The organism is Pseudomonas sp. B3(2017), assembly GCF_002113595.1.
Taxonomy (GTDB): Bacteria; Pseudomonadota; Gammaproteobacteria; order Pseudomonadales; family Pseudomonadaceae; genus Aquipseudomonas; species Aquipseudomonas ekonensis.
Window position 1 is genome coordinate 250967 of record NZ_NEIU01000002.1, and the last position, 18659, is coordinate 269625.

Genomic DNA, 18659 nt, shown 5'->3' on the forward strand with positions numbered 1-18659 from the left:
GGAGGGAGCATCAATCAAGCAGCGCGGCGAATCGTTACGGTCAGCGTAATGGTTGAGGCCGTGGGTGCCGGGAGCGTCCGGGTCAATCGGTGAGCCCGGCCTCCACCAAAAGCTTCTCCAGCCCCAGCAGATCCGGCACTTTCGCCACCTGGTCGCCCACCTGCACCGCCGCCTGCTCCAGCGCGCACAACGGCACGTCCACATAGCTCAACTGGCTGTCGAGCTTGCACGAGCGCGGGATCCCCTGCACCAGCAGGGCCATGAAGCGCAGCTGCGGCAGGCCGCCCAAGGCGTTGAGGACCACGATCCGCGCCCGCTCGCCGATGACGATCCGGTTGCCGCAGGCCGACTCGAAGCTGAGCAGCGGGATCTGCCGCTCGCGCCAGGTCACCCGGCCCAGGTACCACGGCGGCGTGTCGAGGTCGAAGGCGCCGGCCTGGTAGTCGATCAGCTCGGCCACCGCCACGTTCGGCAGGATCAGGTTGCGGTCGGCCAGCGGCAGCAGCAGGCCGGTGAGCTGGCTGGTGCGCGGGTTATGACGCCGCTCATGCATGTCTCTTGCTCCATTGGGCGATGCTGTCGAGCAGCACCGATTCCTGGTACGGCTTGCCGAGGTATTCGTTGACGCCGATGGCCATGGCGCGGTCGCGGTGCTTCTGCCCGGTGCGCGAGGTGATCATGATGATCGGCAGGTGCTGCAGGCGCTCGTCGCCGCGCACCCGGGTCGCCACTTCGAAGCCGTCCATGCGCGGCATTTCGATGTCCAGCAGCATGACGTCGGGCAGGTGCTCTTCGAGCAGCAGCATCGCATCGACCCCGTCCTTGGCGGTGAGCACGTTCATGCCGTGGCGCTCCAGCAGGCGGCTGGTGACCTTGCGCACGGTGACCGAGTCGTCCACCACCAGCACCAGCACCGGCCGCTGCGGTTCGCTGTCGATGTCCGGCTGCGCCGGCCGTTGCGGCAGACGGGCCTGCATCGCGCGGATCGGCGCCAGCAGGTCGAGGATCAGCACCACCCGGCCGTCGCCGAGGATGGTCGCCCCGGACACCCCCTGCACCGCCGCGAACTGCGGGCCCAGGCTCTTGACCACGATCTCGCGGGTGCCGGCCATGGCGTCCACCTGCACCGCCACATGCCGCTCGTTGCACTGCACCAGCAGCACCGGCAGCGGCAGGCTCTGGCCCAGCAGCTTGGGCCGGGGGACGGTCTTGAGCAGCTCGCCCAGGTAGCACAGTTCGTAGCGCTGGCCGGCGTACTCGTACACCGGCGGGTCGAGCCGGAAGTGCCCTTCCAGTTCGTTCGGCGGCACCCGCACCATGCCGTCGATGGTGTTCAGCGGAATCGCGTACTGATCGTCGCCGCACTGCACCATCAGCGCCCGGTTGACCGACACCGTGAACGGCAGGCGGATGCGGAAGTGCACCCCCTGCCCCGGCACCGAATCGATGCTCATGGTGCCGCCCAACTGGCGCACCTCTTCGTGCACCACGTCCATGCCCACGCCGCGCCCGGAGATCTGGGTGATCTTCTCGGCGGTGGAGAACCCCGGCTGCAGGATGAACTGCAGCACGTCGCGGTCGCTGATCTCGGCGTCCGGCGCCAGCAGGCCGCGCTTGACCGCCTTGCGCCGCACCGCGTCCAGCGGCACCCCGGCGCCGTCGTCGCGGATATCGAAGACAATGTCGCCGCCCTCCCGGGACAGGTCGAGGGTGATCTGCCCCTGGGCCGGCTTGCCCGCCGCCAGCCGCACGTGGGCAGGCTCCAGGCCGTGGTCGACGGCGTTGCGCAGCATGTGTTCCAGCGGCGCCGCCATGCGTTCCAGCACGTTGCGGTCCATTTCGCCTTCGGCGTTGCCGACGGTGAAGGCCACGTCCTTGTTCAGTTCCTCGGCCACCTGACGGACGATGCGCTTGAGGCGCGGCAGCATCCGTTCGAACGGCACCATGCGCGTGCGCATCAGCCCTTCTTGCAGTTCGGAGTTGATCCGGCCTTGCTGCTGCAGCAGGTTTTCCGCGTCGCGGGTGCGCCGGTCGAGGGTCTCCTTCAGGTCCAGCAGGTCCGAGGCGGACTCGAACAGCGCCCGGGACAGCTGCTGCAGTTGCGAATGGCGATCCATCTCCAGCGGGTCGAACTCTTCGTAGCCCAGCCGCTCGTTGTCCACCTGCTGACGGCTGAGGATGCGCCCCTGGGTCTCGGTGTCGAGGCGGCGCAATTGGTCGCGCATCCGTTCGATGGTGGTTTCCATCTCATTGAGCGCCACCTGCGCGTCGCTGACCTGCTGCTCGATCCGCCCGCGCACGATCGAGGTTTCGCCGGCCAGGTTGACCAGATCGTCGAGCAGTTCGGCGGACACCTTGACCATGTCCGCGCCGCTGTCGGCGGCCGCGGCGGCGGGTTCGGCCTTCACCGGCACGGCCGGCACCGGGGCCGCGGCCTGCGGCGCCGCCGGGTGGCTGAAGTCGCGGATCGCATTGATCAGCCGGTCCGCCGGCGGACAAGGCTGCCCGGCGCGCACCGCGTCGAGCATCTGGGCCAGGCGGTCGTGGCTGCGCTGCACCAGCGCGAACAGCTCGGCCCCCGGCTGCAGTGTGCCGGCGGACAGGCGTTCGTAAAGGTTTTCCAGCTCATGGGCCAGGTCGCCGATGGGGCCGATCTCCACCATCCGCGCACCGCCCTTGAGGGTGTGCAGGTCGCGCAGCAGGGTTTCGACCTCCTGGCGGTTGCCGGGGTCGGCCTGCCAGCGGGTCAGGGCCGCGCCGGAGCTCTCGATGATGTCGGAACCTTCGTCGAGGAACACCTCCAGCAGCTCCGGGTCGTGACCGGCGCTCTCCTCGTGGGCGGCTGGCGCCGGGGGCGTCTCGGGCTCGCCTTGGCGGAACCGGCGCAGCGCCTCGATCAGCGCCTGCGCCGGTTCCGGCGGCTGCCGCTCGTGCAGGTGACCGAGCTGCAGCGCCAGCCGCTCATGGCACTGACGCAGCAGTTGCCCCAAGGCATCGCTGTGGCGGTGACGGCGCTCCGCCAGCCCCTTGTAGACGGTCTCCAGCTCCTGGGCCAGATCGCCGACCGCATCGACCTCGGCCATCCGCGCGCCGCCCTTGAGGGTGTGCAGGTCCCGTTGCAGCGACGGCAGCGGCGCCCCGTTGGCAGGATCCGCCAGCCAGCGGCGCAGGGCTTGCCCGGCGCTGTCGAGCAGATCCACCGCCTCTTCCAGGAAGATCTCGACGATCTCGTCGTCCGGCCCGTTGCCGGCGGCGGCCTTGTTCAGTTCGGCGGTGGCGCTGCCCAGTTCGCGGATGCTCAGGGTGCGGCTGCCGTCGCTGCGGATCAGGCCCATGGACGCCGGATCCAGGCTCTGGTCGAGCAACTCGTGCAAGGCGCGGATGCGCTGGGGCTGCGGGGTGATTTCCTGGCCGGCGGCCAGTTCGTCGAGCATGTTGATCAGCGCTTCGTGGGCCAACTGCGCCTGCTCGAAGAACGCCTCGCTGACCGCCAGGCTGCTTTCCTCCACGGCACCGTAGAGGTCGAGCAAGGCTTCGCACAGCACGTCCACCGGCAACAGGTCGGCCAGGTGCGCGGCCTCGCCCAGGGTGGTCAGCTCATCCAGCAGCGCGCTCAGTTCCTGGCGTTCGCCGGGGTGCCGCTGCCAACGCTGCAGGAGGTTTTCGGCGTCGAGCAAGATGTCCATGCCCTGGGCCAGAAAGTCGTTGATCAACTGCGGATCGCGCTTGACCCGCAGTCCGCCGCTCGGCTCGTCGAGGATCGACGCCAGCCGTTCCGCCAGCAAGGTCTCGGTGCGCTTGATCAGCGACTGCGCACCGACGATCGGCGCCAGCGGATCGTTGCCCAACTGACGCAGGCCGATGCGCAGCAGCCCTTCGGCCTCCAGCAGCAGTTCCACTTCGTCCAGATCCAGCGCCAGCTGGTGGGCCTTGAACTCCCGGGCCAGGTGATCCAGCGGCGCCGCCAGTTCGGCGATCGGCAAGACGCCAGCCATCGACGCGCTGCCCTTGAGGGTGTGCAGCGCGCGCTGCAATTCGTCGCTGGCCGGCAGCGGCACATGCTCGGCCGCCTGGTCGAGGAAGCGGTTGAGGCTGGCCAGATGGGTTTCGGCCTCGTTGCGGAAAATCTCCAGCAGCAGCGGATCCGTCGCGGCGGTGTCCTTCATGCCTGGGGCGGCCGGCGGCGCATCGCCCCTGGCCAGGGCATGGGCCCGGGCGGCGAGCCGATCGACATCGCTGCGCTGGCGCTGGGCGTTGGCGGCGAATTCGGCGATCAGCTCCGGCAGCAGTTGCAGGCAGTCCGTCAGCACCTGGCCCACCGCAGGAGCAGGCTCGACGCTGTGCTCCAGCACGCGGTTGAGCAGGTTCTCCACGGCCCAGGCCAGTTCGCCGAGGATCAGCGCGCGCACCATGCGGCCGCTGCCCTTGAGGGTGTGGAAGGCCCGGCGCAGTTCGCTCAGGGCCGCGCGGTCGCCGGGGTCGGCCGACCAGCGCGGCAGGCACTCGCCCAGCACCTGGAGCACCTCGTCGGTCTCTTCGAGAAACACCTCGCGCAGCTCGTCGTCCACCGGCGGTTCATCGGCGGGCGGCGGCAACAGGCTTTCGGGGGTGGTCTGCGCCGGCGGGTTGACCGCCGACACCGGGCTGGCCAGCACCTCGGCCAGCGACTGCACGATCCCGGGATCGTCCAGGGCCTGGCGATCCTGCATCGCCTGCGCGTCAACGGGGCTGACCACGTCGGCCAGCACCGGCACATAGGGTTCGTCCGGGAAGTAGCCGAGCTTGGCGAGGCTCTTCTGCGCCACGTCCAGCAAGGGTTCGGTGGCGGCCTGCGGGTCATCGCCCAAGCGTTCGAGGCAGTATTCCAGGCTGGCGATGGCATCGGCCAGGCTGTCCAGCTGCTGCCAGCCGGGCTCGTGCGGGTCGAGCAGCAAACGCTCGCGGATGAACCCGTTGCAGGCCTCGACCAGGCTCGCCGCACGGCTGAGCGGGATCATCGCCAGCGCGCCGCGCACCTGGATCAACAGCTCCGGCAGCGGCTGCAGCGGCTGGCGGTCCCAGTCGGCCTCGATGTAGTCGACGATCATGTCCTTGGCCTGCTGCAGGCAGATGCGCGCTTCCTTGATCACGATCTGGTGGATCTGCGTCAGGTCCGTGGTGGGCAGGCGGCTGTCGTCCGGATCCTGCGGCTCGACCGTGCCGACCATGCCGGCCAGGGTCGCCTCGACGTACAGCAGGGCGCCGGCGACGTCCATCAGCGTGGCGTCGTTCGGTACGCGCTGGCCCTGGGCCAGGCCGAGCACCACCGCCAACTGGTCGATGATCACCTTGCGCGGCTGGCCGAAGCCGAGCACCGCCAGGGTGTCGGCGATCTGCCGCAGCGGCGCCAGCAGGCTGTCCAGGTCCGAGACGTGCTGGCGGTCGCTGCGCACGAACAGGTCGAGGCGCTCCTTGACCCGCACCAGCTCTTCGCACAGCGCCACCAGCACCGAGCGCATGGCATCGCGGTCGGGGCCGGCCAGGCGCGCGCGCTCTTCGTCGACCATCGCGCTGTCGGGCAGCGCGTCGTCCAGGGAGTAGCGGTCTTTCATGGTCAGCATCTGCCCGGTGGGATGTTCGGCTTTGGCGATGTAGAACAGCAGGCTCTTGAGCAGCTCCGGCGGGGGCGGCCGGTTCAGGGCCGGCATGCCTTGGTCGAGCAGGCGCTTGAGTTCCTTGTCGGCGTCCTTGAACAGGCTGCGCAAGGCCGGGCTGTTGGCGATCCGCCCTTCGCGCATGCCCTCGACCAGCGCCGAGGCGACCTGCCACAACGGGCTGAGCGGCGCGGCGCCGCTCAGCGCCTCAAGGCGCAGGAAGACTTTGGCTAGGTAAGCCAGGTGCGTCTGGTCGTCCTGTTCGCGCAGCAGGCCGACCAGGGCCATCTGCAGCGTCTGGCGCAGCTTGCGCAGCACGTTGGGCAGGTCCGGCGGTTCAAGCCCTTTGAGGGTCTCGGCGTCCAGCGGCGGGCTGTCGGGCAAATGCGGGCTGAACAGGCTGGTCTCCGACAGCAGGCTTTCGCCACGGGCGCTGCGCAGGTCGTTGAGCAACGGCAGCACCACCAGCGGCAGGTCGCGCCGGGCGCCTTGCACGCGGTCGAGGTAGACCGGCAACTGGCCGATGGCTTGCAGCAGCAGGTGCAGGGCTTCTTCGCGGTGGCTGACGCGGCCCTCGCGCAGGGCCTCGACCAATTGCTCCATCTCTTCGGCCAGCAGCGCCGCGCCGTAGAACTCGATCATCTGCAGGCTGCCGTGCACCTGATGGATGCAGGCCAGGCACTCGTCCAGCCCGGGGACGGACGACGGTTCGTCGAGCACCGCTTCGATGGCCTGGTGCGCCAGCCTCAGGGTTTCGGCGATCTCGCCCTTGACCCATTCCAGGGCCACATAGTCGTGCCGGTCGCCCATGACCGCTCCGTCCGCCGGCCTCACGCTTTGTCCGTTGCCGGCGCCGGCGTCGTCGGCAAGGTGAAGCCGGACACCGAACGGCGCAGCTGGCTGGCCATTTTCGCCAGGTTGCCGATGCTGTCGGCGGTGGCGGTGGAGCCGGACGAGGTCTGCGAGGTGATCTGCTTGATCACGTTCATCGTCAGGGAGATCTGCCCGGCCGACGAGGTCTGCTGCTGCGCTGCGTTGGAAATGCTCTGGATCAGCGCGGCGAGGGTCTTGGACACGCCTTCGATCTCTTCCAGGGCCACCCCGGCGTCCTGCGCCAGGCGTGCGCCGCGCACCACTTCGGTGGTGGTCTGCTCCATGGAGATGACCGCCTCGTTGGTGTCGGCCTGGATCGCCCGCACCAGCGTCTCGATCTGCCGCGTGGCGGCGGAGGAACGCTCGGCCAGGCGCTGCACCTCGTCGGCGACCACGGCGAAGCCGCGCCCGGCATCGCCGGCCATCGACGCCTGGATCGCGGCGTTGAGCGCCAGGATATTGGTCTGGTCGGCGATGTCGTCGATCAGGCTGACGATGTCGCCGATCTCCTGGGACGACTCGCCCAGGCGCTTGATCCGCTTGGCGGTGTCCTGGATCTGCTCGCGGATGTTGTCCATGCCGTGGATGGTGTTGTGCACCACCTCGTTGCCCTTGTTGGCGATGTCCACCGAACGTTCGGCCACCGCCGACGACTCGGCGGCGTTGGCCGACACCTGGTCGATGGACTGGGCCATGTCGCTGATCGCGTTGGAGGCTTCGGCGATCTGCTGGGCCTGGTGCTCCGAGGCCTGGGCCAGGTGGATCGCGGTGGCCTGGGTCTCCTGCACCGCAGCGGCGACCTGGCCGGCGGTGAGGTTGATGGTCGCCACCAGGTCGCGCAGCTGGTCGACGGAATAGTTGATGGAGTCGGCGATGGTGCCGGTGAAGTCCTCGGTCACCGACGCGGTCACCGTCAGGTCGCCGTCGGCCAGGTCTTCGATTTCGTCGAGCAGACGCATGATCGCGTTCTGGTTGCGTTCGTTCTTCTCGGCGGTCTCGCGCAACTGACGGTTGGTCTCGCGCACCATGACCATGCCGATCAGGATGATCGACGCCAGCGCCAAAAGGCCCAGCACGTAGCCGCCGATGGTGTCGGTGCTGCGCCCGCCGGCCAGGTTCTCGAAGCGGCTGGCCAGGTGCGAGGCTTCGTCGAGCAGGGTCTGCGACAGGCTGAAGATGTTGGTCGCCGACTCGCGCACCTTGAACAGTTCCGGCGAGGTTTCCAGGATCTCGTCCACCGAGCCGGAAACGAACTGGAACAGCTCGGCGATCTCGCCCAGCCGCGCCCGGGCGTCGCGGTCTTCGACCTGGCTGATCTTCAGCGAAGGGTTGCCCTGCAGCATGCCGTTGAGCACCTGGCCGAACCGGGTGGCGTCGCGGCCGAAGGCATCGGCGGCCTGCTGCGAGTTCTCGTCGCCGGACAGCACGGTGTTGACCGCTCCCAGGATCCGCTCCGCCAGCAGCGACTGGCGCTGGGCCATGGCCACCTGCCCCGCCGGGGCGCCGCGCTGGAGCAGGATCTCCACGACCTTCTCGTATTCGATCTGCAGCTGCGGCACGGTTTCGGCCAGGGTCGCCGCCACCTGGTGCAGGGAGAGCACGGTCTGTTCGCTGGACAGGATGGCGTCGGCGTTCTTCAGCAGGCGCTCCCAGTCCAGCTGCACGGCGCGCATCTCCGGGCGCACGGTGGACGGCGCTGGCGGCAGGCCGGTGGCCGCGTCGCCCTTCTTCAGGTAGCCCCAGCGCTGGGCGAAGTCGTTGCGCGCATCGCTCAGCAGCTTGAACGCGGCGGCCTTGCCGGCGGCGGCTTCGGTGGCGTTCTTGGCGATGCGCTGGGACAGCACCCGCAGCTCCCCGGCGTGGCCGATGTACTGCTTGTCGTAGTTGGCCTGGGTGTTGAGGTACGCGAAGTTGGCGAACAGCAGCATGATGAACACGATCAGCGCGATGAACAGCACGATGATCTGCGAGCGGCTGCGCGAGCCTTCTGCGGGCATGCCTGGTTTTGCTTTTGTCATCGGTCCTCGCCTTCGAAACTCGCCACAGACCTGTGGGAGCGGGCTTGCCCGCGAAAGGGCGGCTCAGCCAGCCTCAATGTTGAATGTCAGACCGCATTCGCGGGCAAGCCCGCTCCCACAGGGGCGCTCTGTTGTTGCGGCTATATTGCGACGTTCATGAACCCCGGGGACTGCGCCAGGGCAAACAGGCTGAACACCCGCCAGTCCTGTTCGCGCCGGAAGTGCCCCTTGAGAAACCCGGCCTTCGCACCCTGCCGCTCACTGATCGGCAACGGCTCGAAGCTGTCCTGCTCGAAATGCTGCAGCCCGAAGACCTCATCGACCAGCAGCCCGGCGAACACCTCCCGGTGCTCCACCACCAGCACCCGCCGCTGCTTGCGCAACGGCGACAGCTCATGGCCGAAGAAGCCGCACAGGTCCATCACCGGCAACAGCCGCCCGCGCAGGTTGGCGACGCCCTTGACCCACGGCTTGACCCCCGGCAACTGGGTGAAGCGCGGTTCAGGAAGCACTTCGCTGATCTCGCCCATGGGCGTCACGTACCAGTGCTCGCCCAGGCGGAAGCCGATGCCGCTCCACAGGTCCCGGCTGGCCGGCGGCGACGTCAGCTGCGCCGCCAGCGACCGGCAGCGCAGGTCCATCTGCCACAGCAGCTCGAACGCGGTCAGCGACCCGCTCATGGCTGCGCGCTCAACCGGCCAGCACGTTGTTCAGGGTCTTGATCAGGGTGTCTTCCTCGACCGGTTTGGTCAGGTAGTCCTTCGCGCCCTGGCGGGTGCCCCAGACCTTGTCGGTTTCCTGGTCCTTGGTGGTGATGATGATCACCGGGATGTGGCTGGTCTCGGCATCCTTGGTCAACTGGCGGGTGGCCTGGAAGCCGTTGAGGCCGGGCATGACGATGTCCATCAGCACCGCGTCGGGCTTCTCCTGACGGGCCAGGGCCACGCCGTCGGCGCCGTTTTCGGCCTTGAGCACCTCATGGCCGTGCTTTTCCAGCATGCCGGTCAGTTTGTACATTTCGGTCGGCGAATCATCGACGATCAGGATACGAGCCATGGTCTTCCCCATTTTTCTTGTCGACGCCCGGCCCGCTGGCCGCGCGTCCTTGTACGTGTCTCACTGCAGCACTGCGGCAAAGCCCGGCACATGGGCCGCTATCGCGTCGAGCAGCTCTTCCTTGCTGAACGGCTTGGTCAGGAATTGGTCGGAACCGACGATCCGCCCCTTGGCCTTGTCGAACAGCCCGTCGCGGGACGACAGCATGATCACCGGCGTCGCCTTGAACGCGCTGTTGTTCTTGATTAAAGCGCAGGTCTGATAACCATCCAGACGCGGCATCATGATGTCCACGAAAACGATGTCCGGATGGTTGTCGACGATCTTGGCCAACGCCTCGAAACCGTCGACCGCCGTGATGACGTCGCACCCTGCGTTTTTCAGCAAGGTCTCGGCGGTGCGGCGAATCGTTTTCGAGTCGTCGATCACCATGACCTTCAAGGCGCTGGACTGCTGTTCCATAAGGGGGCTCTACCGTCGCCTTTGCGAATCAATATGTCCGTTTTGCGATGACTGCCGGCTGCAAACCCTTGCCGTTCAAGGGCCAGCCCGGTATGGCAGCCTTTTTAGCACAGTCTCCCCATGCAATCTATCGACGGGTTTTCCCTTGACCGCAAACCCGCCCGGCGCCACTCTGACGCCACTTTTTCCGCACCGTTTCGGTAGCCCATTTTCGAGGAAAACCCCATGAGCGTTCGCGTCGGGATTGTGATGGACCCCATCGCCAGCATCTCCTATAAAAAGGATAGCTCGCTGGCCATGCTGCTGGCCGCGCAGAAACGCGGCTGGGAACTGTTCTACATGGAGCAGCGCGACCTGTACCAGGCCGAGGGCCAGGCCCGGGCACGGATGAAGCCCTTGAAGGTGTTCGCCGACCCGCAGAAGTGGTTCGAGCTGGGCCAGGAGCAGGATTCGCTCCTCAGCGACCTGAACGTGATCCTGATGCGCAAGGATCCGCCGTTCGACATGGAGTTCGTGTACTCCACCTACCTGCTCGAGCAGGCCGAAAGCGCCGGTGTGCTGGTGGTCAACAAGCCGCAGAGCCTGCGCGACTGCAACGAGAAGCTGTTCGCCACGCTGTTCCCGCAGTGCACGCCGCCGACCGTGGTCAGCCGCCGCGCCGACGTGCTGCGCGAGTTCGCCGCCCAGCATGGCGACGTGATCCTCAAGCCGCTGGACGGCATGGGCGGCACGTCGATCTTCCGCCACCGCGCGGGCGACCCGAACCTGTCGGTGATCCTGGAGACCCTGACCGCCCTCGGCACCCAGCAGATCATGGGCCAGGCGTACCTGCCGGCCATCAAGGACGGCGACAAGCGCATCCTGATGATCGACGGCGAGCCGGTGGACTACTGCCTGGCGCGGATCCCGGCCCAGGGCGAAACCCGCGGCAACCTGGCGGCCGGCGGCCGGGGCGAAGCCCGCCCGTTGACCGACAAAGACCGCTGGATCGCCGCCCAGGTCGGCCCGACCCTGCGCGCCAAGGGCCTGCTGTTCGTCGGCCTGGACGTGATCGGCGAGCACCTGACCGAGATCAACGTCACCAGCCCGACCTGCATCCGCGAAATCGACAACGCCTTCGGCACCGACATCGGCGGTCTGCTGATGGAGGCCATCTGGAAAAAGCTGCAGGCTTGATGTGCGTCACATGCAGCCTGTCGCTTGATGCCTGAAGCCCAAGGCGTACGACCAACATTGCGTTATCATGCGCGGCCTGTGAAAAACGCGATGTTGGTTTCCTTGTCATGACGCTTCCGTCCGATCTGCCCGCAGAACTCGCCCACACCGGCGTGCGCCCGGTCGATCGCCTCGGATTTACCCTGTTCCTGGCGGCGCTGATCCATTTGGCGCTGCTGCTGGGCGTGGGCTTCACCATGGTCGAGCCCAAGCAGATCAGCAAGACCCTGGAAATCACCCTCGCCACGTTCAAGAGCGAGAAGAAGCCCGCCAAGGCGGATTTCCTCGCCCAGGAAAACCAGGAAGGCAGCGGTACGCTGGACAAGAAGGCGATTCCCAAGACCACCGAGGTCGCGCCGTTCCAGGACAACCAGGTCAAGAAGATCACCCCGCCCCCCGCCGCCAAGGCCGAGGTGAAGGAAGCGGCGCCCAAGGCCGCCGTGACCACGGTCGCGCCAAAGCCGCAGAAGGCGCCGACCAAAAAGGAAGAGACCAAGACCGAGACCCGGCCGGCGGTCGACGCGCCGACGTTCGACAGCTCGCAGCTGTCCAGCGACATCGCCAGTCTTGAGGCCGAACTGGCCCACGAACAGCAGTTGTACGCCAAGCGCCCGCGGATCCACCGTCTGAGCGCCGCCTCGACCATGCGCGACAAGGGCGCCTGGTACAAGGACGAATGGCGCAAGAAGGTCGAGCGCATCGGCAACCTCAACTACCCCGACGAGGCACGGCGCCAGCAGATCTACGGCAACCTGCGGCTGATGGTGTCGATCAACCGCGACGGATCGCTGTATGAGGTGATGGTGCTGGAGTCCTCCGGCCAGCCGCTGCTGGACCAGGCCGCCCAGCGCATCGTCCGCCTGGCGGCGCCGTTTGCGCCGTTCACCGGGGATCTGTCGGACATCGATCGGCTGGAAATCATCCGCACCTGGAAATTCGCCCGGGGCGACCGCCTGTCCAGCAACTGACGGAACGCCTTCGCGGGCTTGCCCGCAAAGACGCCATCAAGGGCACCGCAGGGCGCACTTGTCAGCATCCCCGGCTTGTCAGTTCGCCCCTTGACCGCCACACTAGCGCACATGAAAAACGTCAGCCCCAGCTACCTCAAGCATCACTTCCTGATCGCCATGCCGCACATGGCCGACCCCAACTTTGCCCACACCTTGACCTACATCGTCGAGCACACGGCCAATGGCGCCATGGGGCTGGTGGTGAACCGACCGCAGGAGCTGAACCTGACCGACATCCTGGAGCAGCTGCGCCCGGACATCGAACCGCCGGCACGCTGCCAGCACGTGCCGATCTACATCGGCGGCCCGGTGCAGACCGACCGCGGCTTCGTCCTGCATCCGGCGGGGCAGACCTTCCAGGCCACCGTCGAACTGGACGGCCACCTGGCGCTGTCCACCTCCCAGGACGTGCTGTTCGCCATCGCCGACGGCGTCGGCCCGCAACAGAGCCTGATCACCCTCGGCTACGCCGGCTGGGAAGCGGGGCAGCTTGAGGCCGAACTGGCCGACAACGCCTGGCTGACCTGCCCGTACGACGCCGACGTCCTGTTCAGCACCCGCAGCGACCTGCGCCTGGAAGCCGCCGCCAAGCACCTGGGCATCAACCTGAGCCTGCTGACCAGCCAGGCGGGGCACGCCTGATGGACCTGCGCCTTATCCTCGGCTTCGACTACGGCACCCGCTCGATCGGCGTGGCGGTCGGCCAGGTCATCACCGGCCAGGCCCGCGAGCTGTGCACCCTGAGGGCGCAGAACGGGGTGCCCGACTGGAACCAGGTCGAAGCGCTGATCAAGGAATGGAAACCCGACGCCGTGGTGGTCGGCCTGCCGCTGAACATGGACGGCACGCCCAGCGAGATGTGCGAGCGCGCCGAGAAGTTCGGCCGCCGCCTCAACGGCCGCTACAACCTGCCCTTCTATACCCACGACGAACGCCTGACCACCTTCGAGGCCAAGGGCGAGCGGATGGCCCGCGGCGGCCAGAAGGGCAGCTACCGCGACAACCCGGTGGACGCCATCGCCGCCGCCCTGCTGCTGCAGGGCTGGCTCGACGAAAACACCGCATTGTTTGAATCCTGACAAGCGCTTCGGCGCTTTTCTTTTGGCTACGACCCGGGCCGCCGTCCACACGCGCCGGCCCGCCCCCGAGAAGGAGCAACCATGAGCCTGCCCAATCCCGCCGATCTGATCAGCCAGATGGCGACCCGCCTCAAGGCGCACCTGGACGCGCGCGGCATCGGCGAGCCGCGTTTCATCGGCATCCGCACCGGCGGCGTCTGGGTCGCCCAGGCCTTGCTCAAGGAACTGGGCAGCGATGCGCCGCTTGGCACCCTGGACGTCTCCTTCTACCGCGACGACTTCAGCCAGAACGGCCTGCACCCGCAGGTGCGCCCCTCGGCCCTGCCCTTCGAGATCGAAGGCCAGCACCTGGTGCTGATCGACGACGTGCTGATGAGCGGGCGCACCATCCGCGCCGCCATGAACGAACTGTTCGACTACGGCCGCCCGGCCAGCGTGACCCTGGTCTGCCTGCTGGACCTGGACGCCGGCGAGCTGCCGATCCGCCCGAACGTGGTCGGCGCCACGCTGAAGCTGGCCGCCCACGAGCGGGTCAAGCTGTCCGGCCCTGAGCTGAACCTCGAACTGCAAGACCTTGCCTTTTAATCCGCCCTATTGAGAGTCCCCTTCGCGATGACGCCTCTAGACACCAAGCGCCCGCTGCAGCTCAATGACCAGGGCCAGCTGCGCCACTTCCTCTCGCTCGACGGCCTGCGCCGCGAGCTGCTGACGGAAATCCTCGACACCGCCGACTCGTTCCTCGAAGTCGGCGCCCGGGCGGTGAAGAAAGTCCCGCTGCTGCGCGGCAAGACCGTGTGCAACGTGTTCTTCGAGAACTCCACCCGCACCCGCACCACCTTCGAACTGGCGGCCCAGCGGCTGTCGGCGGACGTGATCACCCTGAACGTGTCGACCTCGTCGGCCAGCAAGGGCGAAACCCTGCTCGACACCCTGCGCAACCTGGAAGCCATGGCCGCCGACATGTTCGTCGTGCGTCACGGCGACTCCGGCGCCGCGCACTTCATCGCCGAGCACGTCTGCCCGCAGGTGGCGATCATCAACGGCGGCGACGGCCGCCACGCCCACCCGACCCAGGGCATGCTCGACATGCTGACCATCCGCCGGCACAAGGGCAGCTTCGAGAACCTCTCGGTGGCCATCGTCGGCGACATCCTGCACTCGCGGGTGGCGCGCTCGAACATGCTCGCCCTCAAGACCCTCGGCTGCCGGGACATCCGCGTGATCGCACCCAAGACCCTGCTGCCGATCGGCATCGAGCAGTACGGCGTGAAGGTCTACACCGACATGGCCCAAGGCCTGAAGGACGTCGACGTGGTGATCATGCTGCGCCTGCAGCGCGAGCGCATGACCGGCGGCCTGCTGCCGAGCGAGGGCGAGTTCTACCGCCTGTTCGGCCTGACCACCGCGCGCCTGGCCGGGGCCAAGCCCGACTGCATCGTCATGCACCCGGGACCGATCAACCGCGGGGTGGAGATCGAGTCGGCGGTGGCCGACGGCCCGCACTCGGTCATCCTCAACCAAGTCACCTACGGCATCGCGATCCGCATGGCCGTGCTGTCCATGGCCATGAGCGGACAGACCGCCCAGCGCCAATTCGAGCAGGAGAACGCCCAGTGAAGCTCAGCATTCTCGGCGCACGCGTCATCGACCCGGCCAGCGGCCTGGACCGCGTCACCGACATTCACGTCGAAGCCTGCAAGATCGTCGCCCTCGGCGCCGCCCCGGCGGGGTTCGCCGCCGTGGAAACCATCGACGCCCAAGGCCTGGTGGCCGCTCCGGGGCTGGTGGACCTCAACGTCGCCCTGCGCGAGCCGGGCTACAGCCGCAAAGGCACCATCGCCAGCGAAACCCGCGCGGCGGCGGCCGGCGGCGTGACCAGCCTGTGCTGCCCGCCGAAGACCAAACCGGTGCTCGACACCTCCGCCGTGGCCGAACTGATCCTCGACCGCGCCCGCGAGGCCGGCAACACCAAGGTGTTCCCCATCGGCGCCCTGAGCAAAGGCCTGGACGGCGAGCAACTGGCCGAGCTTGCGGCCCTGCGCGACGCCGGCTGCGTGGCGTTCGGCAACGGCCTCAAGAGCTTCGGCAACACCCGCACCCTGTGCCGGGCGCTGGACTACGCCGCGACCTTCGACCTCACGGTGATCTTCAACTCCCAGGATCACGACCTGGCCGACGGCGGCCTGGCCCACGAAGGCGCCACCGCCAGTTTCCTCGGCCTGCCGGGCATCCCGGAGACCGCCGAGACCGTGGCCCTGGCCCGGGACCTGCTGCTGGTGGAGCAGACCGGCGTGCGCGCGCACTTCAGCCAGCTCACCAGTGCCCGGGGCGTGGCGCTGATCGCCCAGGCCCAGGCCCGCGGCCTGAAGGTCACGGCGGACGTGGCGCTGTATCAACTGATTCTCACCGACGAGGCGCTGATCGACTTCAGCAGCCTCTATCACGTCCAGCCGCCGCTGCGCACCCGCGCCGACCGCGACGGCCTGCGTGAAGCGGTGAAGTCCGGCGTGGTCACGGCGATCTCCAGCCATCACCAGCCCCACGAGCGCGACGCCAAACTGGCGCCGTTCGGTGCCACCGAACCGGGCATCAGCAGCGTCGAACTGCTGCTGCCGCTGGCAATGACACTGGTGGAGGACGGTCTGCTGGATCTGCCGACCTTGCTGGCGCGCCTGAGCGCCGGCCCTGCCGAGGCCCTGCGCCTGCCGGCGGGCAAGCTGGAGGTAGGCGGCGCGGCGGACATCGTGCTGTTCGATCCGAAGGCGTCGACCGTGGCCGGCGAAGCCTGGCTGTCGAAGGGCGAGAACTGCCCGTTCATCGGCCACAGCCTGCCGGGCGTGGTGCGCTACACCCTGGTGGACGGCCGGATCAGCCACCAGGCGTAACCCTGCGGCGAGGGAGCTTGCTCCCTCGCCGCAATTCGTTTCACTGGAAGGCCCTGCGGTTCTGCTGGTTACGCAGCGAAACCTGGTCGTTCAGCGTCCAGAAGTCATACAGCACACCGATGAAGAACAGCCCGCCGGTCAGCAGGTACAGCAATCCGCTGATCCACTTGCCCTGATACATGCGGTGCACGCCGAACACCCCGAGGAACGTCAGCAGGATCCACGCCACGTTGTATTCGATGGGGCCTGCGGTGAAGCGCAGGTCGGCCTCGCGGTCCATCGCCGGGATCAGGAACACGTCGATCAGCCAGCCGATGCCGAGCAGGCCGAACGTGAAGAACCAGATCGTCCCGGTCACGGGCTTGCCGTAATAGAAGCGGTGAGCGCCGGTGAAGCCGAAAATCCACAGCAGGTAGCCGATCACTTTGCTGTGGGTGTCCTGGTTCGCGCCAGGCGGTTGATAGCGGTTCATGAAGACCTCGATTCACGCAATAGATAAATATTCTTTAATTCTTTGTGACTTTTTTACAGGTAGCCGACGTACGGCAAATGCTACCGTGTTCCCCGTCAAAGCCTTATAGCACCTGACTTCTGTCCGACAATGGCGTCCATTTGCCGCTTGTTTGGTTCCGTTGCCCCCTGTTCGAATCGACCAACGGCCTCGGAAGGGACAAAAAAGCTGTTATAAAGTTGCGCGCTAACACACAAGAGCCCTGCCTAATGCGTCCATTTTTCAAGACATGGCTGACCATTTGCCTACTGATGCCACTGGCCGCCCACGCCACCAACCGTGAGCAACGACTTCCCAACGTCAACGGCTACACCCCCAAATCCCATGCGTCTGCTCCGTCGAACAAGGGCAAGCAGAGCAAGCACACTACGCTCAGCAGCAACGGCCACAGCAAGGTCGTGCCGCCGATGGCGAACAAGGAAAGCAGCAACGTCCTGAGCCGCGCGGTGAACGTCCTCGGCACGCCGTACCGCTGGGGCGGCAGCAGCCCGAGCAAAGGCTTCGACTGCAGCGGCCTGGTGAAGTACGCGTTCAACGATGCCACCTTCGACCTGCCCCGCACCTCCAACGCAATGGCCAGCGGCCATGGCGAGAAGGTCGAGCGCAAGGACCTGAAGCCGGGCGACCTGATCTTCTTCAACATCAAGAGCCGCCGGGTCAACCACGTCGCCATCTACCTGGGCAACGACCGCTTCATCCACGCCCCGCGCCGCGGCAAGGCCGTGAGCATCGACACGCTGAACAAGCCGTACTGGGAACAGCACTACGTCGTCGCCAAGCGCGTACTGCCCAAAGAACCCAAGCAGATGCGCGTCGTCCAGCGCTGAGCCCCGCCGTGAGGGAGCCTGCTCCCTCACCGCACACCTCCCCCTCAGAAATTGTCCGGCGTGCGCGCCTTCTCCCGCGCATGCTCGCGGCTGATCAACCCCTTGGTCACCAACTCCTTCAGGCACATGTCCAGGGTCTGCATCCCCAGCGACCCGCCGGTCTGGATCGCCGAGTACATCTGCGCCACCTTGTCCTCGCGGATCAGGTTACGGATCGCCGAGGTGCCGAGCATGATCTCGTGGGCCGCCACCCGCCCGCCGCCGATCTTCTTGATCAGCGTCTGCGACACCACCGCCAGCAACGACTCGGACAGCATCGAGCGCACCATCGATTTCTCGTCGCCGGGGAACACGTCCACCACCCGGTCGATGGTCTTCGCCGCCGAAGTGGTGTGCAGGGTGCCGAACACCAGGTGCCCGGTCTCGGCGGCGGTGAGCGCCAGGCGGATGGTTTCCAGGTCGCGCATCTCGCCCACCAGGATCACGTCCGGGTCTTCGCGCAGCGCCGAACGCAGGGCCGTGGCGAAACTGCGGGTATCGCGATGGACTTCACGCTGATTGATCAGGCATTTGCGCGATTCGTGGACGAATTCGATGGGGTCTTCGATGGTCAGGATGTGATGGTGGCGGTGGGTGTTGAGGTAGTCGATCATCGCCGCCAGGGTGGTGGACTTGCCTGAACCGGTGGGCCCCGTCACCAGCACCAGGCCGCGTGGGGCGTCGGTGATCTTGCGGAAGACGTCGCCCATGGCCAGGTCCTCCATGGTCAGCACCTTGGACGGGATGGTGCGGAACACCGCGCCGGCGCCGCGGTTCTGGTTGAACGCGTTGACCCGGAACCGCGCGACGCCGGGCACTTCGAAGGAGAAGTCGGTTTCCAGATGTTTCTCGAAGTCCACCCGCTGGGTGTCGTTCATGATGTCGTAGATCAGTTCGTGCACCTGCTTGTGGTCCAGCGCCGGCAGATTGATCCGCCGCACGTCGCCGTCCACGCGGATCATCGGCGGCAGGCCGGCCGACAGGTGCAGGTCGGAAGCGCCCTGTTTGGCGCTGAAGGCCAGCAGTTCGGTGATATCCATAGCGTCCCCCA

Annotated in this window: 16 protein-coding genes; 8 read left to right on the plus strand and 8 right to left on the minus strand. The window is 67.0% G+C overall.

The features are described 5' to 3' along the window. Positions 1-82 precede the first annotated feature (82 nt). The 6 genes from CAG33_RS03745 to pilG form a co-directional block, all read right to left on the minus strand. Complete coding sequence (locus tag CAG33_RS03745; RefSeq protein WP_085580817.1) at positions 83-553, minus strand: chemotaxis protein CheW; 471 nt, start codon at positions 551-553, stop codon at positions 83-85. Continuing rightward, a complete protein-coding gene (locus tag CAG33_RS03750; protein WP_085636995.1) occupies positions 546-6443 on the minus strand; it encodes an Hpt domain-containing protein in 5898 nt (1965 codons plus the stop codon). The genes CAG33_RS03745 and CAG33_RS03750 overlap by 8 nt, the downstream gene beginning before the upstream one ends. Positions 6444-6463: 20 nt before the next feature. Further along, positions 6464-8524 carry a methyl-accepting chemotaxis protein gene (locus tag CAG33_RS03755; RefSeq protein ID WP_085580821.1) on the minus strand — a complete coding sequence of 687 codons (2061 nt, stop codon included), beginning with the start codon at positions 8522-8524 and terminating at the stop codon, positions 6464-6466. Positions 8525-8664: 140 nt separating this feature from the next. Next, positions 8665-9204, minus strand: coding sequence for a chemotaxis protein CheW (locus tag CAG33_RS03760; RefSeq protein ID WP_085636998.1), 540 nt, complete (start codon positions 9202-9204; stop codon positions 8665-8667). A gap of 10 nt (positions 9205-9214) precedes the next feature. Continuing rightward, on the minus strand, positions 9215-9580 hold the full coding sequence (gene pilH, locus CAG33_RS03765) for a twitching motility response regulator PilH (RefSeq protein ID WP_003229091.1): 366 nt from the start codon (positions 9578-9580) through the stop codon (positions 9215-9217). 60 nt (positions 9581-9640) lie between these two features. Further along, positions 9641-10042 (minus strand): twitching motility response regulator PilG, encoded by a 402-nt coding sequence (pilG, locus tag CAG33_RS03770; protein WP_085580825.1) that lies wholly within the window; start codon positions 10040-10042, stop codon positions 9641-9643. 225 nt (positions 10043-10267) lie between these two features. Here pilG and gshB point away from each other — a divergent pair, with 225 nt between their 5' ends. The 7 genes from gshB (at position 10268) to CAG33_RS03805 (ending at position 16231) form a co-directional block, all read left to right on the plus strand. After that, a complete protein-coding gene (gshB, locus tag CAG33_RS03775; protein ID WP_085580827.1) occupies positions 10268-11218 on the plus strand; it encodes a glutathione synthase in 951 nt (316 codons plus the stop codon). A 107-nt stretch (positions 11219-11325) separates the two neighbouring features. Continuing rightward, a complete protein-coding gene (locus CAG33_RS03780; RefSeq protein ID WP_085580829.1) occupies positions 11326-12225 on the plus strand; it encodes an energy transducer TonB in 900 nt (299 codons plus the stop codon). A gap of 111 nt (positions 12226-12336) precedes the next feature. After that, a complete protein-coding gene (locus CAG33_RS03785) occupies positions 12337-12909 on the plus strand; it encodes a YqgE/AlgH family protein (protein ID WP_085637001.1) in 573 nt (190 codons plus the stop codon). Beyond that, positions 12909-13346 carry a Holliday junction resolvase RuvX gene (gene ruvX, locus CAG33_RS03790; protein WP_085637004.1) on the plus strand — a complete coding sequence of 146 codons (438 nt, stop codon included), beginning with the start codon at positions 12909-12911 and terminating at the stop codon, positions 13344-13346. The genes CAG33_RS03785 and ruvX overlap by 1 nt, the downstream gene beginning before the upstream one ends. Before the next feature lie 81 nt (positions 13347-13427). Next, positions 13428-13931, plus strand: coding sequence for a bifunctional pyr operon transcriptional regulator/uracil phosphoribosyltransferase PyrR (pyrR, locus tag CAG33_RS03795; protein WP_085580835.1), 504 nt, complete (start codon positions 13428-13430; stop codon positions 13929-13931). 27 nt (positions 13932-13958) lie between these two features. Continuing rightward, on the plus strand, positions 13959-14963 hold the full coding sequence (locus CAG33_RS03800; protein ID WP_085580837.1) for an aspartate carbamoyltransferase catalytic subunit: 1005 nt from the start codon (positions 13959-13961) through the stop codon (positions 14961-14963). After that, the gene (locus tag CAG33_RS03805; protein ID WP_085637007.1) at positions 14960-16231 is read left to right on the plus strand and encodes a dihydroorotase; all 1272 of its coding nucleotides are present in this window, start codon (positions 14960-14962) and stop codon (positions 16229-16231) included. Before CAG33_RS03800 ends, CAG33_RS03805 begins: the two co-directional genes overlap by 4 nt. Before the next feature lie 40 nt (positions 16232-16271). Here the strand turns inward: CAG33_RS03805 and CAG33_RS03810 are convergent, their stop codons facing one another. Then, on the minus strand, positions 16272-16703 hold the full coding sequence (locus CAG33_RS03810; RefSeq protein WP_085580842.1) for a TM2 domain-containing protein: 432 nt from the start codon (positions 16701-16703) through the stop codon (positions 16272-16274). Positions 16704-16951: 248 nt separating this feature from the next. Between CAG33_RS03810 and CAG33_RS03815 the strand changes: the two genes are divergently transcribed. Continuing rightward, positions 16952-17569, plus strand: coding sequence for a C40 family peptidase (locus CAG33_RS03815; protein WP_085580844.1), 618 nt, complete (start codon positions 16952-16954; stop codon positions 17567-17569). Positions 17570-17613: 44 nt separating this feature from the next. Here CAG33_RS03815 and CAG33_RS03820 read toward each other — a convergent pair whose 3' ends face one another. After that, on the minus strand, positions 17614-18648 hold the full coding sequence (locus CAG33_RS03820) for a type IV pilus twitching motility protein PilT (protein WP_085580846.1): 1035 nt from the start codon (positions 18646-18648) through the stop codon (positions 17614-17616). Between the last annotated feature and the right edge of the window lie 11 nt (positions 18649-18659).

Excerpts from the sequence above, each read along its gene's own strand:
- CAG33_RS03755 (WP_085580821.1), bottom strand. The coding sequence starts at position 8,524 with ATGACAAAAGCAAAACCAGGCATGCCCGCAGAAGGCTCGCGCAGCCGC.
- pilH (WP_003229091.1), bottom strand. The coding sequence starts at position 9,580 with ATGGCTCGTATCCTGATCGTCGATGATTCGCCGACCGAAATGTACAAA.
- CAG33_RS03750 (WP_085636995.1), bottom strand. The coding sequence starts at position 6,443 with ATGGGCGACCGGCACGACTATGTGGCCCTGGAATGGGTCAAGGGCGAG.
- CAG33_RS03745 (WP_085580817.1), bottom strand. The coding sequence starts at position 553 with ATGCATGAGCGGCGTCATAACCCGCGCACCAGCCAGCTCACCGGCCTG.
- pyrR (WP_085580835.1), top strand. The coding sequence starts at position 13,428 with ATGAGCCTGCCCAATCCCGCCGATCTGATCAGCCAGATGGCGACCCGC.
- ruvX (WP_085637004.1), top strand. The coding sequence starts at position 12,909 with ATGGACCTGCGCCTTATCCTCGGCTTCGACTACGGCACCCGCTCGATC.
- CAG33_RS03760 (WP_085636998.1), bottom strand. The coding sequence starts at position 9,204 with ATGAGCGGGTCGCTGACCGCGTTCGAGCTGCTGTGGCAGATGGACCTG.
- CAG33_RS03820 (WP_085580846.1), bottom strand. The coding sequence starts at position 18,648 with ATGGATATCACCGAACTGCTGGCCTTCAGCGCCAAACAGGGCGCTTCC.
- CAG33_RS03810 (WP_085580842.1), bottom strand. The coding sequence starts at position 16,703 with ATGAACCGCTATCAACCGCCTGGCGCGAACCAGGACACCCACAGCAAA.
- CAG33_RS03815 (WP_085580844.1), top strand. The coding sequence starts at position 16,952 with ATGCGTCCATTTTTCAAGACATGGCTGACCATTTGCCTACTGATGCCA.
- CAG33_RS03800 (WP_085580837.1), top strand. The coding sequence starts at position 13,959 with ATGACGCCTCTAGACACCAAGCGCCCGCTGCAGCTCAATGACCAGGGC.
- gshB (WP_085580827.1), top strand. The coding sequence starts at position 10,268 with ATGAGCGTTCGCGTCGGGATTGTGATGGACCCCATCGCCAGCATCTCC.
- CAG33_RS03785 (WP_085637001.1), top strand. The coding sequence starts at position 12,337 with ATGAAAAACGTCAGCCCCAGCTACCTCAAGCATCACTTCCTGATCGCC.
- CAG33_RS03780 (WP_085580829.1), top strand. The coding sequence starts at position 11,326 with ATGACGCTTCCGTCCGATCTGCCCGCAGAACTCGCCCACACCGGCGTG.
- pilG (WP_085580825.1), bottom strand. The coding sequence starts at position 10,042 with ATGGAACAGCAGTCCAGCGCCTTGAAGGTCATGGTGATCGACGACTCG.